The sequence below is a fragment of the Roseicyclus sediminis genome (assembly GCF_025515305.1).
GTDB lineage: Bacteria > Pseudomonadota > Alphaproteobacteria > Rhodobacterales > Rhodobacteraceae > Roseibacterium > Roseibacterium sediminis.
The window spans coordinates 19,093-33,156 of the sequence record NZ_JAOPHT010000020.1 but is presented as its reverse complement, the minus strand read 5'-3'; the positions used below and the strand labels follow the sequence as shown (position 1 = coordinate 33,156).

The following is a 14,064-nucleotide window of genomic DNA, read 5'->3' as shown; positions in this document are numbered from 1 at the left end:
GTCTCCTTTTCGTGCTTCGGCGCAGGCGTCAGGCGACGTGCGCGGCCATCATGTCCCTGAGGACGCGGTGAAGGATTTTGCCCGTCGCGTTGCGCGGCATCTCGTCGGGGCCAAGGAACAGGATTTCGCGCGGACGCTTGTAGCCGGCGAGACGGTCCTTCGACCAAGCAATGAGATCATCGGCTGAGACCTCTGCGCCTTTGCGGAGCACGACGGCGGCGGCGACGCGCTCGCCCCATTTCTCGTCCGGGCAGCCAACAACGGCCACGTCCTTAATGTCGGGATGCTGGGCGAGGACGGCCTCCACCTCGGTGGGATAGACGTTCTCTCCGCCTGAGATGATCATGTTCTTCTTGCGGTCGATCAGCCGGATGAATCCGTGCTCGTCCCGGATGGCCATGTCCCCGACGGAGAGGTAGGGGCCGCGGAAGGCTTCCGCCGTTTTCTCGGGAAGGTTCCAGTAGCCGTCGAAGGCGTAGGGTCCGCAGGAGTAGAGTTCCCCCGGCTGCCCGTCCGGCACCTCGCGCCCCTCGTCGTCGAGAAGTCGGATCGGGGCGGAGCCCACGACCTCGCGGCCGACGGTGCCGAGGTGGTCGAACTGCTCGTCGGGATGAAGGAACGTCACCCATCCCGCTTCGGTCGAACCATAGAGCTCGTAGAGGCCGGAGTTCGGGAACATCTCCATGATGGCGCGCTTCGTCTCCACTCTCGCGGGCGCGGACGAGACCATAAGCTTCTCGACCGACCCGAAATCGCCCGCACGCTCGGTCTCGGGCACATCAAGGAGCATCATGTAATGCGTGGGAACGAGCGAGGTGAAGGTGATCCCCATCTCGCCGATCGTTCGCAGGCAGAGCGCGGCGTCGAAGCTCGGCCGCGAGAAGATCGTGACGCAGGCCCCGATGCCGAGGAAGGAGGTGAAGAAGTTGAGCGAGTTCGCGTGGCACATCGGCATGACAAGGAGCGCATTGTCCCGCCGCTTCAGCGCCAGCTCCACCTCGGTCATGAGCGCGAGCATCCCCATGCCCCGGTGCGACCGGATCGCGCCCTTGGGGTTGCCCGTGGTGCCTGAAGTGTACATCAGGCACCACGGATCGTCGGGCGTCACGTGGACGTCGGGCTCGCCCCCCGCGCCAGAGGCGATCAGGTCCTCGTAGCTCCGCCAGCCGGGCGCCGCGTCCCCGCCGATCAGGATGTGACGCTCGTCGCCGATCCCGAGGTCGTCGCGGAAGGCGTCGGCGAGCGGCGCGAGCGCGGCCTCCGCGATTACCGCGCGCACGCCGCTATCGGCACAGATGAACCGGGCTTCGGGCGCTGTCAGGCGGAAGTTGACCGGAACGGCGATCAAACCGGACTTGGCGACGGCGGCGTAGATCTCCGCCCACTCCAAGCGGTTGTAGGCGAAGACGGCGACTCGGTCACCCTTCGTGAGGCCGAGCCCGAGCAGCGCATTCGCGAGGCGGCAGGCGCGCGCATTCCACTCCCGGAAGGTCAGCGCCCGCTCGAGGTCGCGAGCCCCGATCCGATCAGGCTGGAGGCGGGCCTGCGCACCCAGCATTTCCCCAACGGTCAGCATCTTCGTCATGCCGAGGCTCCCTTGCGCGCATCCGCGTCCATGCTGGCTGCGAGCGCCGCCTGGAGCGTGCGCGCCGCGGCGAGGTCGTGTTCGGTCATGAGACGCTCCGCGCGGTCAGGTTCTCCCGCCGCGATGGCTTCCGCGATCTCGGCGTGCTGACGCCAGATTTCCTTCGGCAGCGTCGCCCGGCGAAGCACCTCGCCCATCGCGCGTTGCAGGAACCGCCAATGCGGTTCGGCCGTCCGCGCCAAGAGCGGGTTGCCCGATGTCTCGTAGACGAGCGCATGAAGTGCACGGTCCTGCCGCACCTGCCCGGCGGTGTCGCCGGTCTGGACGGCTTGGGTGCCGGCAGCAAGGATGTCGTCGGCGCGCCTCCGGAATGTGCCTCCGGCGCCTGCACGCACTCGTTCCGCCGCAAGACGCGCCGCCAGCCCGTCGAGCACCGCGCGGATGTCGTAGTGATGGCGCATGAGATCCGGGTCGAGCGGTGCGACCCATAGGCCACGGCGCCCGATCTCTTCCACGATGCCGTCCGCCTTGAGCCGCGCCATGGCCTGCTGCACCGGCTGCCGCGAGACACCGAGGCGCTCAGCGAGCTGCTCTTGCACGAGATGGGCGCCGGCAGGCAGCATGCCGCCGCAGATCTCGTCGACGAGGGCATCGTAGACCTGATCTGCGAGGTTGGGGTTGGACTTGAGCGGCTTCATCTGCATTCCGAGTTCTGAATTCAGAATTCAATATGTCTTACGTCTAAAAAGATCAAGCACCACTTTCAGTCTTCCCAATCCGGCGCTTGGAAGGCTGCGGCAAGGAAATCGACAAGCGTGCGGATGCGCGGAACCACGTCGCGCTCGGGCAGGAATACGGCATGGATCGCGGTGTCGTCGGCCGGCGCGAGATGGTCGAGAAGCTGGATCAGCCGCCCCTGGTGGATCGCCGGCCGGGCGAGATGCTCGGCGACGCGCATCACCCCGACGCCCGCGAGACACATCGCGAAGAGCGACATGCCCTGGTTGCTTCGGAACCGACTCCGGGCGTGGAAGGTCACGTGCGCGCCGTCGCGTTCGAAACGCCAGCGGTTCAGGTGCTCGCGGCTGCTGTCCCAAGCCACACAGGGCATGCGCGAGAGATCCTCGAGCGTCTCGGGCATGCCGTGACGCTCGACGAGGCCAGGAGCGGTGACCACGATCCTGCGCAGGCGGCAGAGCCGCCGATGTATCAGGCCCGAATCGCTCAGCCGTCCCATGCGGACCGCCACGTCGATGCCGTCCGCGATCAGGTTCTCGTGGTCATCCGTCAGGCGCAGGTCCAACGACAGGTTCGGGTGCCGTGACAGGAAGTCGGGAACGAGGGGAGACAGCCGATCGAGACCGAAGGCGATGGGCGCCGAGACACGAAGCTGCCCCTCGATCTGCGCCTCCTCCCGCTGCCAGAGCGCCTCCGCCTCCTCGATCGCGCGTATGGCTGTCCGCGCGGCGAAGAGGAACCGCTCGCCCTCGGGGGTCAGGCGTTGCCCGCGCGTGGTGCGATGCAGGAGTGTCGCCCCCAGCCGCGCCTCAAGCCGGCGGATCGTCTGGCTCACGAAGGGCTGGCTCGCGCCCAGCATGTTGGCGGCCGAGGAAAACCCTCCGCTCTCGACCACGGCGCGGAACACGCGCATCTCCAGAAGACGGTCGTCCTTCATCACGCACCCCTTCTTGCGTGATAACAGTTATTACATCCATTTCATTGCACGGCTGAGGCCCAATTCTCAAGATAGGTGATCGTGACGGCGGCCCGCGAAGGGCGCGCCCGGATGCAATGGTGCAAGCGGAGGGTCTCGCCATGCTCGATCTAGGTAACCGGGTCTCGATCTACCAGCCGGAGCAGGAAGAGCTGATCTTTCCGGAGATCCCCGAATTCGCCTCGGTCGAGGAGGAGCGGCGCCATCGCAAGGAACGCCTGGTGGCCGCCTGCCGCGCTTTCGCGCAACAGGGTTTCGATTACGGATTTGCCGGCCACCTGACGGTGCGCGACCCGGAGCGGCCCGAGCTCTACTGGACGAACCCGATGTGCGTGCACTTCGATAAGGTGAAGATGTCGAACCTGATCCTCGTCGATCACGACGGCAAGGTGATCGAAGGCAGCCACGCCGTAAATCGCGCCGGCTTCATCCTGCACGCCAACGTGCACGAAGAGCATCCCGACATCATCGCAATGTGCCACGCTCACACGACCTACGGCACGGCATGGTGCGCCACGGGCCGCCCCATCGACCCGATCACGCAGGACGCCTGCGCCTTCTTCGAGGATCATGTGGTGATCGGCGAGCAGGGCGGCGCCGTGGCCGTCGAGAACCACGCCGGCAGCGACGTGGCGAAGGCGTTCAAGGGCGTGAAGGCCGCGCTTCACCAGAACCACGGCCTGCTGACCGCGTCGCGCCATTCCATCGAGAGCGCCGCTTTCTGGTTCATTGCGCTCGAGCGCTGCTGCCAGCAGCAGCTTGCCATCGCAGCTTCCGGCGTAGAGCCGATCCGCATTCCGTCCGAGCGGGCGCGCTACAGCCGCGAGCACGTGGGCAGCGAATATATCGGCTGGCTGCATTTCCAGACGATCTGGAACCAGCTTGTCGAGGACCAGCCCGACATGTTCGACTGAGCGCGGGCGTGACAGCATGAACCTCACCACGCTTGCAGCCGCGCGCGCGGAGGCGGGCCGCCCCGTCCGCGTCGCCCTGGTCGGAGCCGGCAAGTTCGGGTCGATGTTCCTGTCGCAGGTGCCGACCATCGCGGGCCTAGACGTCGCCGTGATCGCGGATCTCGATCCGGCCAAGGCGCGGGCCGCTTGCCGCGAGGTCGGCTGGGACGAGGCGCGGATCGCTTCGACGCGCTTCACCGACGACGTGACGGGCGCGCTTGGCGAGGGCATCGAGGTCATGGTGGAGGCGACGGGCCATCCCGAGGCGGGCATCGCCCACGCGCTCGCCGCGATCGAGGCGGGGTTGCACGTCGTCATGGTCAATGTCGAGGCCGATGTCCTCGCCGGACCCGTGCTGGCGGCCAAGGCGCGCGCGCAGGGGGTCGTCTACTCCATGGCCTATGGCGACCAGCCCGCCCTCGTGGCCGAGATGGTGGACTGGGCGCGCGCGGCAGGCTTCACGGTCGCGGCAGCGGGCAAGGGCACAAAGTATCTGCCGGAATACCACCAGGTCACACCTGACGACGTCTGGCAGCACTACGGGCTCACCGCCGCGCAGGCCGCGGATGCGGGCATGAACCCGCAAATGTTCAACTCCTTCCTGGACGGTACGAAATCGGCGCTCGAGATGGCCGCGATCGCCAATGCCTGCGGCGTCGACGTCCCGTCCGAGGGGCTCGGCTTCCCGCCCTGCGGCGTCGACGATCTCGCCCATGTGCTGCGACCGCGCGACATCGGCGGGTGCCTCGAGCACGACGGCATGGTCGAGGTCGTCTCCTCGCTCGAGCGGGACGGGCGGCCCGTCTTCCGTGACCTGCGCTGGGGCGTCTATGTGGTCCTGAAAGCGCCGAACGACTATGCCGCCGCCTGTTTCAGGCAATATGGCCTGCCGACGGACCAAACCGGGCGGTACGCCGCCATGTACAAGCCGTTCCACATGATCGGCATGGAATTGTCCATCTCGATCCTCAGCGCCGCCCTGCGCGGAGAGCCGACCGGCACGACGCGGGGCTGGTGCGGCGACGTGGCCGCCGTGGCCAAGCGCGACCTCGCCGCGGGCGAAACGCTGGACGGCGAAGGCGGTTTCACCGTCTACGGTCGTCTCGCCCCCGCCGCGCGCAGCGCGCGAGAGCGGCTCCTGCCGATCGGGCTGGCACACGGGGTCCGGCTCCGCCGCTCGGTGCCGGCGGGACGGGCGCTGTCGATGGACGACGTGGACCTCGACGCGAGCCGTCAGGCCGTGCGCCTGCGTGAGGACATGATCGCCGCGGCCGTCTCGCCGGCTACGGAGGGCGGCTGATGGCCCGGATCAGTTTCGACCACTGCGTTATCCATGTCGGCGACTGGGAGCGCTCCATGGCCTTCTACCGCGACGTCCTTGAGGCCGAGATCGTTCCCTACGGCATCGGCTACGTGTTCCGCTTTGGCCACGTCCAACTCAACACCCACGGCCCGGACCAGATCGGATTTCCGCGCGCGGGACTGCCCGTGATGCCCGGCGGAAGCGACCTCTGTTTCGAGTGGCACGGGCCGATCGAGGGCGCCATCGAGCATCTGGCCCGCTGCGGGGTGGAGATGGAACTCGGCCCGGTCGAACGACCGGGGGCGCGAGGCCTCGGGCGAAGCGTCTATTTCCGCGATCCAGACAACTCGCTTCTGGAGTTCATTTCCTATCAGGAGCAAGGCTGAACGACCGGCAACCCTTGCCTCTATCGAACACACTGAGCCGTGGTATCCGTTGCCGCCGCCCTTCGAGGGTGCCTTTGCAGGCACCGCAGAAACCGGGTAAGCCGCGAAGGTCTGGAAAGTCCGCCAAGCCGACGGTCGGTAGTCCTTGTGCCTACGGCCGCTTTCGGCAGCAGAGGACGTTGAGCGCGATCGCTGCGGTCGCCGGCAAAGAGCCCTTTTGCGCATTGCTTTGCATCATCTGGGCACGTGGCGCACCGAAAAGGCCGCTGCAGGTCTGACGGCGCCCGGCTGCCCCGTCCTCCGATCAACGCGGATTGATCACGCGAGGTTTGAGGGTTTGGTTCGCGGTCCTGAACCGTGCGGCCAGCCAAAACATGACGGCAGCTGCTGCGAGCGCCACAAATGCGATCGCCCAACTGAGCGCGACCAACCCCGAGCCTGGCCAAAAGATCAGGATCAAGCCGACGAGCAATGCCACCAGTCCCGCATTGCGTGCGGTCCCGCGCTCCGGGTCCCACTCCGGCATGCGCCGCCATGTCGAAAGCGACCCAAGTCCGGTCGCGACGGCAAAGGCCCCGAGAAGGAAGAAGGCAAATCGCGCCGTGCCTTCAGGCCAAATCAGCAAGACCAGCCCGATTACGATCGCACCAATGCCGAGACCACCTGCAGGACCGCGCCGGCCGAACCCAAACAGCGTCAGGCCACCATCAAGGATGAGAAGGATACCCACAAGCTGCAGCAAAAGCGCAATGCTTCCGGTCGGCCAAAACAGCGCTGCGATGCCCAAAGCGGCAGCTAGAACCCCACGGAGCAAGAACGCCCACCAAAGCTTGCCCAGCCTGTCGCTGATTGCCTCGCGGACTTCGAGGCGATCATCGTCGACAATTTCGACATGTGGGGTTTCGGGATCTTCCATGGCCAGGCCCCTCGGGATCGCCGCAGACTAGCTGGACAAATCAGGAGCATCAATCTTTCCCCCGCTTGCGCCGGTGGGCCAGCCAGCCCCTATGCCTGTTGCGATGCCCTGAGTGCGGTTTTTTCTCCCCGCATGCGTGCACCGATTGGAGTGTGAACATCTGGTCACGTGTCGCGTGGGGAGCAGGATCGCATGTCCCGCACGATTCAGATGAGCTCTCTCGCAGCCCTCTCACCGGCCGCCAGCGCGCCCTCGATAAGACCGGGGCTCACCTCTGATGCCTCGGAAACCGCGAACCGGATTCGACCGTCGAGGTGAGGCTGTCTGAGAACGGCAGGACCGATGCCGGGATGATCAGCGGGCTCCGAGATATCAAGGTCAGTGACGATATGTGGATTGGTCGCCCAGTCCTGCACGATCAAGTCGTCCGGGTTGGCGGCAGATGGCCCAAGACACTCGGACAGCTGATCCAGAATGGCCCGTTTCAGGCCGTCTGGCTCCCTCTGCCGGACATTTGGCGGCCACCCGACAAACCCGAAGATTGCAGCGGGAAAACCATCCTTGCCCGAATGGTCATGCGCTTCAAGGAGCGGCCCCGCGCGGCTGGCAATCCGCCCCGACAGGCCTGCCTGCCGCCAGAAGGGTCGGTCATAGAGAGCGACGGCCTTGGCGTGCGTACTCATCCAGGTTGGAGTACGCCGCAAAAGATCCGCCAGTTCGCGGGTTGCCCAGGGCATCTGCAGAGTCGTCGCGGCAACTCGCAGCGGTATTGAGAGAACCACGCGCCTTGCAGTGATGACTTCGCCCGAGCCAAGCCGAACAATGACACCCTGCGACCCGTCCTCAAAAAGGCCCGTTACAGGCGTCGACGTGCGCAGGGTCGCGGGATCAATTCGTTCGGCAAGCCGGTCAACGATGGCAGATGGGCCGCCGACGATCCGGACCATGCCATCCTGTCCGGGTAGCGGCTGCCGAAGCGCCGTCGGCGCGTATCCCTGGATGACCGCGTCACCTTCGTTGAACTGCTCGAACGTCTCCAGCCCAAGGGACGCGACCCATCTCGCTACAACCGGTTGATACTTCGGCCAGACCCAAGTTGGCCCCAAGTCGCCAAGGACGCTCGTGTTTCCCGGACCGCGAAAAGCGCGAATGCGGCCTCCGACCTGCGGGCCCGCTTCGACCAATTGGACATCGGCGCCCGCTTCTCGAAGAAGCGCTGCAGTTGTAAGGCCTGACAAACCTGCTCCGATGACGACGACGTCCAACGTTTACCTCACAGGTCAAGACCAAGGGCGAAAGCGATCCAGCCACGAATGCAGCATTGAGACGGTCACTACAATTGGCGCAAGAGTGGAAGCCCGCTGGCGCAAAAGCCTAAAGCTGGTTCCCCGTCGTTCCGGGTTGCCTGCCGAATGCCGGCCAGTCGTGCAATCGCCGCGAAATCGGGCTTGGTCCGCGTTCCCGCCCGCGCGACAGGCTCGCGCCAATCGCTTCTCCCCGTGGCAGCTGACGTTCAGCAAGGGCGCCACGATCCGCCCCTTGGTCGGTCAGGTGTCTTGGCGCGCATGGCGGCTTCGGAAAGTCGAGAACGGAACCTGCGGCCGCCTTGTTGCCGCAGGCACATCCGATCGCTGCGTTGCGAAGGTGCGTCGAGCCCGCGAAGCAGTCCGCAGCGGTTGCGGGGCCTAATGCGCGATCATGACGTGTCGAACTGCCGTGTAGTCTTCGAGCGCGTACATGGACATGTCCTTGCCGTAGCCCGACTGCTTCAGGCCGCCATGCGGCATCTCGTTGACCAGCATGAAATGCGTGTTCACCCAGGTGCAGCCATACTGCAGGGCCGCCGAGACCTCCATCGCGCGACCGACATCGCGGGTCCAGACGGAGCTTGCCAGTCCATAGTTGCTGTCGTTGGCCCAGCCGACCACGTCGTCGTCGTCGGTGAAGCGGGTGACGGACACAACGGGACCGAAGACCTCACGCTGGACGATCTCGTCGGCCTGGTGCGCGCCCGCCACCACGGTGGGACGGAAATAGAAGCCGGTCCCGTCGCCGACCGAGCCGCCGGTGGTGATCTCGATGTGCTTGTGCTCGGCGGCGCGCGCCACGAAACTCGCCACCCGGTCGCGCTGGCGCGGCGAGATGAGGGGCGGGATCTCGTTCAAGCTGTCGTCTGGGTTGTCGTAGACGATGCTCGCGGCCGCGGCGGTCAGGTCGGCAACGAAATTGTCGTAGATCGAGGCATGTGCGTAGACGCGGCAGGCGGCGGTGCAATCCTGACCCGCGTTGTAGTAGCCGAAGGCCTTGAGCCCATCCACGACCCGTTCGAGATCGGCGTCACCATAGACGAGGACCGGCGCCTTGCCGCCAAGCTCCAGATGCGTGCGCTTCACCGTCTTGGAGGCGGCGACGAGGACCTTCTTGCCCGTCGCGATGTCGCCAGTGAGCGACACCATGTCGACGCCCGGGTGGTTGATCAGCGTGTTGCCGACCGAGCCGCCCTGCCCGACGATCACGTTGACGACGCCCTCGGGAAGAATGGCCGAAAGGATGCGTGCGAAGGCGAGTGCCGTCAGCGGGGTCTGCTCGGAGGGCTTCATCACGACGGTATTGCCGCCAGCGAGCGCGGGGGCGAGTTTCCAGGCCATCATCATGATCGGGTAGTTCCAGGGCGCGATGGAAGCCACGACGCCGATGGGATCGCGCCGGATCATGCTGGTGTGGCCCGCCATGTAGCTGCCCGCGACAGGTCCGTGCATGTTGCGCACCGCGCCCGCGAAAAAGCGGAAGCAGTCTGCCACCGCGGGGATCTCGTCGTTCTTCACGCCCTCGATGGGCTTGCCGCAGTTCAGCGCCTCGAGCGCCGCGAGGGTCTCGAGGTTCGCCTCGATGGCATCCGCGATAGCGAGGAGCTTGGCGCTGCGCTCGGCGGGGGTGGTCTTCGACCATGCGGGGAAGGCCGCGCGGGCGGCGGCCACGGCGCGGTCGATCTGGTCGGGGTTCGCTTCGGGCATCGCGAGGATCGTCTCGCCGGTGCGCGGGTTCAGGACCTTCTCCTCGGTCTCGGTTCCGGCCTCGAACTTCGCGCCGATCAGCATTTGCGTGTCCATCCTGGTCTCCCTTCCTTCCCTTGCGCTACCGCTTCGCTGCTTGAGCGGATGATGTCTTTCCCTTGCGCTACCGCTTCGCGGCCTGCGCGCATGTCATTTCCCTTGCCCCGCAACCGTGTCCGTGCCGCGGGTCAGGTAATAGGCGATGAGGATCGGCACGGCGGTCACCAGAACCACGACCATGGCGACGACGTTCGTCACAGGCCGCTGGCGCGGGCGCACCAGTTCCTCGAGCATCCAGATCGGCAGCGTCTGCTGCTGGCCGGAGGTGAAGGTCGTCACGATCACCTCGTCGAAGCTGAGCGCGAAGGCGAGCATTCCGCCCGCCAGCAGCGCCGTGGCGATGTTGGGCAGGATCACCAGCCGGAATGTCTGGAAGTAGTTGGCGCCAAGGTCCATCGACGCCTCGATCAGGCTGCCGCTCGTGCGCCGGAACCGGGCCACGGCGTTGTTGTAGACGACGACCACGCAGAAGGTCGCGTGGCCCGCCACGATGGTCCAGAAGCTGAACGGGATCTCCGCGAGGTTGAAGGCCGAGCGCAGCGAGATGCCCGTGATGACGCCGGGCAGCGCGATGGGCAGGATCACCAGAAGCGAGATCGTCTCGCGCCCGAAGAAACGGGACCGCGCGACGGCGGCGGCGCAGAGCGTGCCGAGCACCAGCGCGATGGCCGTCGAGATCGCCGCGACGCGGAGCGAGAGCGACAGCGCCTCCCACACGTCGGGGCGGTTCCACGTCACGCCGAACCATTGCAGCGTCAGCCCCGGCGGCGGCCATTGGTAGCTCGTGTCCTCGGTCGTGAAGGCGTAGACGAAGATCAGGAGGATCGGCAGGTGCAGGAACAACAGCCCCGCGACGGCCGCGATCTTCAGGCCGAGGCTGGCACGGTCAGAGCGCATTGAAGGCCCCCATGCGGCGCGCGACGGTCAGGTAGATGCCCATGATGACGATGGGCACCACGGCGAAGGCGGCGGCGAGCGGGATGTTCCCCGCCGTGCCCTGGAACTGGTAGACGGCCTGCCCGATCATCCGCGCCGAGGTGCCGATGATCTGGGGCACGATGTAGTCGCCGAGCGTGAGCGAGAAGGTGAAGATCGACCCCGCCACGATCCCCGGAAGCGCGAGCGGGAGGATGACGTAGCGCAGCGTCTGGCCCCGGTCGGCCCCGAGGTCGCCTGCGGCCTCCAGCAGCGAGGGCGGGATACGCTCCAGCGCCGCCTGGATCGGCAGGATCATGAACGGGAGCCAGACATAGAGGAAGACGAGGAAGGTGCCCGTCCAGCTGACCGAGAGCGAGTTCCCGCCAAGGACCGGGATCGACAGGTAGGCCGCGAGCAGCCAGTCCAGATGCAGCGTCTCGAACAGCCAGTTGAGAATGCCCTCGCGCGCCAGGATCAGCTTCCACGCATAGACCTTGACGAGGTAGCTCGACCACAAGGGCAGCATGATCCCGAGGTAGAACAGCGCCTTCCACCGGCCCCGCGCGTAGCGGGCGGCGTAGTAGGCGATGGGGAAGGCGACGATGGCGGCGGCGATGGTGACCGAGGTCGCCATCGCCAGCGTCCGCAGGATGATGTCGAGGTTCGCCGCGCGGAACAGCTCGCCATAGGTCCTGAGCGTGAATTCGTAATTGATGAGGCCCGAGAACTCATCGATCGAGAAGAAGCTCTGCGCCAATAGCGCGAAAAGCGAGCCGAGATAGACGATCCCGAGCCAAAGGAGCGGCGGAAGTAGCAGGAGCAGCAACAGAACGCGCGGGCGCCGCCAAAGGGCGTCGGAGACCTGCGCGACCGGCCCCATCGCTGCCTCAGCCATCCTGCACCCCCGTCATCATGTGCAGCGCGCCTTCGTCCCAGTCCAGATGCACCGTCGCGCCGGTGTCGGGCACATGGGCGCCCTTGGGCAGAAGGACGGACATCCGTGCCCCGTCCGCCTCCACGAAGAGCCGCGTGGCCGCGCCGAGGAACGACGCCCCGGCGACCGTGGCGGCCAGGCCGGTGGCGCCGATGCGGATGCGCTCGGGCCGCAGCGAGGCGGGGTGATGTTGACCGGTCAGGCGGGCGACCAGTGCCGCGGGCAGGACGTTGGAGGACCCGACGAAGTCGGCGACGAAAGGGGTGGCGGGACGATCGTAGACCTCCACCGGCGTGCCGACCTGCTGGATGCGCCCCTCGTTGAAGACTGCGACGCGGTCGGCCATCGACAGGGCCTCGCCCTGGTCGTGGGTCACGAAGACGAAGGTGATGCCGAGGCTGCGTTGAAGCGTCTTCAACTCCTCCTGCATCTGCTCCCGCAGCTTGAGGTCGAGCGCGCCGAGCGGCTCGTCCAGCAGCAGGACCTTGGGCTGGTTCACCAGTGCGCGCGCCAGCGCCACGCGCTGCCGCTGCCCGCCCGACAGTTCGGATGGCTTGCGGTCGGCGTATCCCGGCAGCTTCACCATCTCCAGCGCCGCTTCCGCGGCGCGGTGGCGCGCGGGCTTCGGGACGCCGGCCACGCGCAGGCCGAAGGCGACGTTGTCGCGCACGTTCAGGTGCGGGAACAGCGCGTAATCCTGGAACACGGTGTTGACCGGGCGGCGATAGGGCGGCGTGGCGGTCGCGTCCTGCCCGAAGATGCGCACATGCCCCTTGGTCGGACGCTCGAACCCCGCGACGAGACGGAGCGAGGTCGTCTTGCCCGAGCCCGACGGCCCCAGCATGGCGAAGAATTCGCCCTCGGCGATATCGAGGGTCAGGTCGTCGACGGCGCGCACTTGGCCGAACTGGCGGGTCACGCCCTCGAAACTGATCGCCGGTGCCATGGATCGCCTTTCGCCGGCACCCGCCCGAGCGGGGCGGGTGCCGTTCGCGGGGACGGGGTTACCGTCCACCAATTACCCCGATGTAGTCCGAGACCCAGCGGTAGTAGGGCACGCACTCGCCGTTCTGGCTTTCGCAGTTCGTCACCGGCGTGGTCCAGAACCGGATACGCTCGAAGTCGTCCATGCCGTTCACCGTGCAGCCCTCGGCGGTCTGCATGCCCCGCCCGTCGGTGCAGGCCGCCGGAACCGCGGGGTTCGCGCCGAACCAGACCGAGAGGTCGGACATCAGGTTCGAGCTCAGCGTGTGCTCCATCCAGAGATACGCGCAGTTCGGGTTTGGCGCGTCCACATGCATCATCGTGGTATCGGCCCAGCCGGTCGCGCCTTCCTCCGGGATCACGCTGGCGATGGGCGTCCCGTCGGCCTGGAGCAGGTTGACCTGGAACGGCCAGGAGCCCGAGGCCGCCATGCCCTCGTTCTTGAAGTCGTCGATCTGGATGAAGGCGTCGTGCCAGTAGCGGCTGACGAGCTGCCGCTGCTGCCGCAGGAGGTCGAGCGCCGCGGCATACTGGTCGGCGTTCAGCTCGTAGGGCGAGGTGATGCCGAGCTCGGGCTGGTGATACATCAGGTACATCGCGGCGTCCGCGACGTGGATCGGCCCATCGTAGGCCTGCACGCGCCCGACGTTCGACTGCCCGTCGGGCAGGGTCTGTTCCTCGAACACGACCGACCAGCTGGTTGGCGGCGAGTCTCCGAAGACCTCCGTGTTGTACATCAGCACGTTCGGACCCCACATGTAGGGCACGCCGTAATGGACGCCGTCGACCACGTACCACGGCGCGTTCTGCAGCCGCGGGTCCACGGTGTCCCAGCTCGGGATCAGGTCGGTGTTGATCGGCTGCACCCGCTGCCCCGCCACGAGGCGGAGCGAGGCGTCGCCCGAGGCGGTCACGAGGTCGAAGCCGCCCTCGTTCATCAGCGCCACCATCTCGTCCGAGGTGTTCGCCGTCTGCACGCGCACCATGCAGCCCGTCGCCTCCTCGAAGCCGGTGACCCAGTCGAACTCGGCCATGGTCTCGCCGCGCTCGATATAGCCCGGCCAGGCCACGATGCGCAGTTCGCCCTCCGGTTCGCCGATCTCGGTCATCTGCGCGGCGAGCGGCTGGGCGACGAGGATTGCGGCCGCACAAAAGGCCGTCGTAGATTTCAGAATGTCCTTCATGGGACCCCCCTGTTGGTCTTGAGCGCCTGCTTGCGAGCATTCGCCAGAGGGCCGCTTCCCACAAATTCAAATTT

The 14,064-nt window shown here is 66.4% G+C and carries 13 protein-coding genes; 3 read left to right on the top strand and 10 right to left on the bottom strand.

The window, feature by feature from the left end:
- Positions 1–28: 28 nt before the first annotated feature.
- The 3 genes from N8I71_RS18410 to N8I71_RS18400 form a co-directional block, all read right to left on the bottom strand.
- A complete protein-coding gene (locus N8I71_RS18410; RefSeq protein WP_262879493.1) occupies positions 29–1,585 on the bottom strand; it encodes a class I adenylate-forming enzyme family protein in 1,557 nt (518 codons plus the stop codon).
- Positions 1,582–2,283, bottom strand: a complete 702-nt coding sequence (locus N8I71_RS18405; RefSeq protein ID WP_262879492.1) for a GntR family transcriptional regulator — start codon at positions 2,281–2,283, stop codon at positions 1,582–1,584. The genes N8I71_RS18410 and N8I71_RS18405 overlap by 4 nt, the downstream gene beginning before the upstream one ends.
- Positions 2,284–2,348: 65 nt before the next feature.
- Positions 2,349–3,260, bottom strand: coding sequence for a LysR family transcriptional regulator (locus N8I71_RS18400; RefSeq protein ID WP_262879491.1), 912 nt, complete (start codon positions 3,258–3,260; stop codon positions 2,349–2,351).
- Between the two features lie 140 nt (positions 3,261–3,400).
- Between N8I71_RS18400 and N8I71_RS18395 the strand changes: the two genes are divergently transcribed.
- The 3 genes from N8I71_RS18395 to N8I71_RS18385 are packed head-to-tail and all read left to right on the top strand — an operon-like array spanning position 3,401 to position 5,941.
- Positions 3,401–4,213, top strand: a complete 813-nt coding sequence (locus N8I71_RS18395; protein ID WP_262879490.1) for a class II aldolase/adducin family protein — start codon at positions 3,401–3,403, stop codon at positions 4,211–4,213.
- Positions 4,214–4,229: 16 nt separating this feature from the next.
- The gene (locus N8I71_RS18390) at positions 4,230–5,552 is read left to right on the top strand and encodes an NAD(P)H-dependent oxidoreductase (RefSeq protein ID WP_262879489.1); all 1,323 of its coding nucleotides are present in this window, start codon (positions 4,230–4,232) and stop codon (positions 5,550–5,552) included.
- Positions 5,552–5,941 carry a VOC family protein gene (locus tag N8I71_RS18385; RefSeq protein WP_262879488.1) on the top strand — a complete coding sequence of 130 codons (390 nt, stop codon included), beginning with the start codon at positions 5,552–5,554 and terminating at the stop codon, positions 5,939–5,941. Before N8I71_RS18390 ends, N8I71_RS18385 begins: the two co-directional genes overlap by 1 nt.
- Positions 5,942–6,245: 304 nt before the next feature.
- Here the strand turns inward: N8I71_RS18385 and N8I71_RS18380 are convergent, their stop codons facing one another.
- The 7 genes from N8I71_RS18380 to N8I71_RS18350 form a co-directional block, all read right to left on the bottom strand.
- A complete protein-coding gene (locus N8I71_RS18380) occupies positions 6,246–6,857 on the bottom strand; it encodes an HdeD family acid-resistance protein (RefSeq protein WP_262879487.1) in 612 nt (203 codons plus the stop codon).
- A gap of 206 nt (positions 6,858–7,063) precedes the next feature.
- The gene (locus tag N8I71_RS18375) at positions 7,064–8,122 is read right to left on the bottom strand and encodes a flavin monoamine oxidase family protein (RefSeq protein WP_262879486.1); all 1,059 of its coding nucleotides are present in this window, start codon (positions 8,120–8,122) and stop codon (positions 7,064–7,066) included.
- Positions 8,123–8,542: 420 nt separating this feature from the next.
- Positions 8,543–9,967 (bottom strand): gamma-aminobutyraldehyde dehydrogenase, encoded by a 1,425-nt coding sequence (locus N8I71_RS18370; RefSeq protein WP_262879485.1) that lies wholly within the window; start codon positions 9,965–9,967, stop codon positions 8,543–8,545.
- Positions 9,968–10,060: 93 nt separating this feature from the next.
- The gene (locus tag N8I71_RS18365; RefSeq protein WP_262879484.1) at positions 10,061–10,867 is read right to left on the bottom strand and encodes an ABC transporter permease; all 807 of its coding nucleotides are present in this window, start codon (positions 10,865–10,867) and stop codon (positions 10,061–10,063) included.
- Positions 10,857–11,783 carry an ABC transporter permease gene (locus N8I71_RS18360; RefSeq protein ID WP_262879483.1) on the bottom strand — a complete coding sequence of 309 codons (927 nt, stop codon included), beginning with the start codon at positions 11,781–11,783 and terminating at the stop codon, positions 10,857–10,859. Before N8I71_RS18360 ends, N8I71_RS18365 begins: the two co-directional genes overlap by 11 nt.
- Positions 11,776–12,768: an ABC transporter ATP-binding protein gene (locus N8I71_RS18355; protein ID WP_262879482.1), complete on the bottom strand. Its 993-nt coding sequence runs from the start codon at positions 12,766–12,768 to the stop codon at positions 11,776–11,778. Before N8I71_RS18355 ends, N8I71_RS18360 begins: the two co-directional genes overlap by 8 nt.
- 58 nt (positions 12,769–12,826) lie before the next feature.
- Positions 12,827–13,990, bottom strand: a complete 1,164-nt coding sequence (locus tag N8I71_RS18350) for an ABC transporter substrate-binding protein (protein WP_262879481.1) — start codon at positions 13,988–13,990, stop codon at positions 12,827–12,829.
- Between the last annotated feature and the right edge of the window lie 74 nt (positions 13,991–14,064).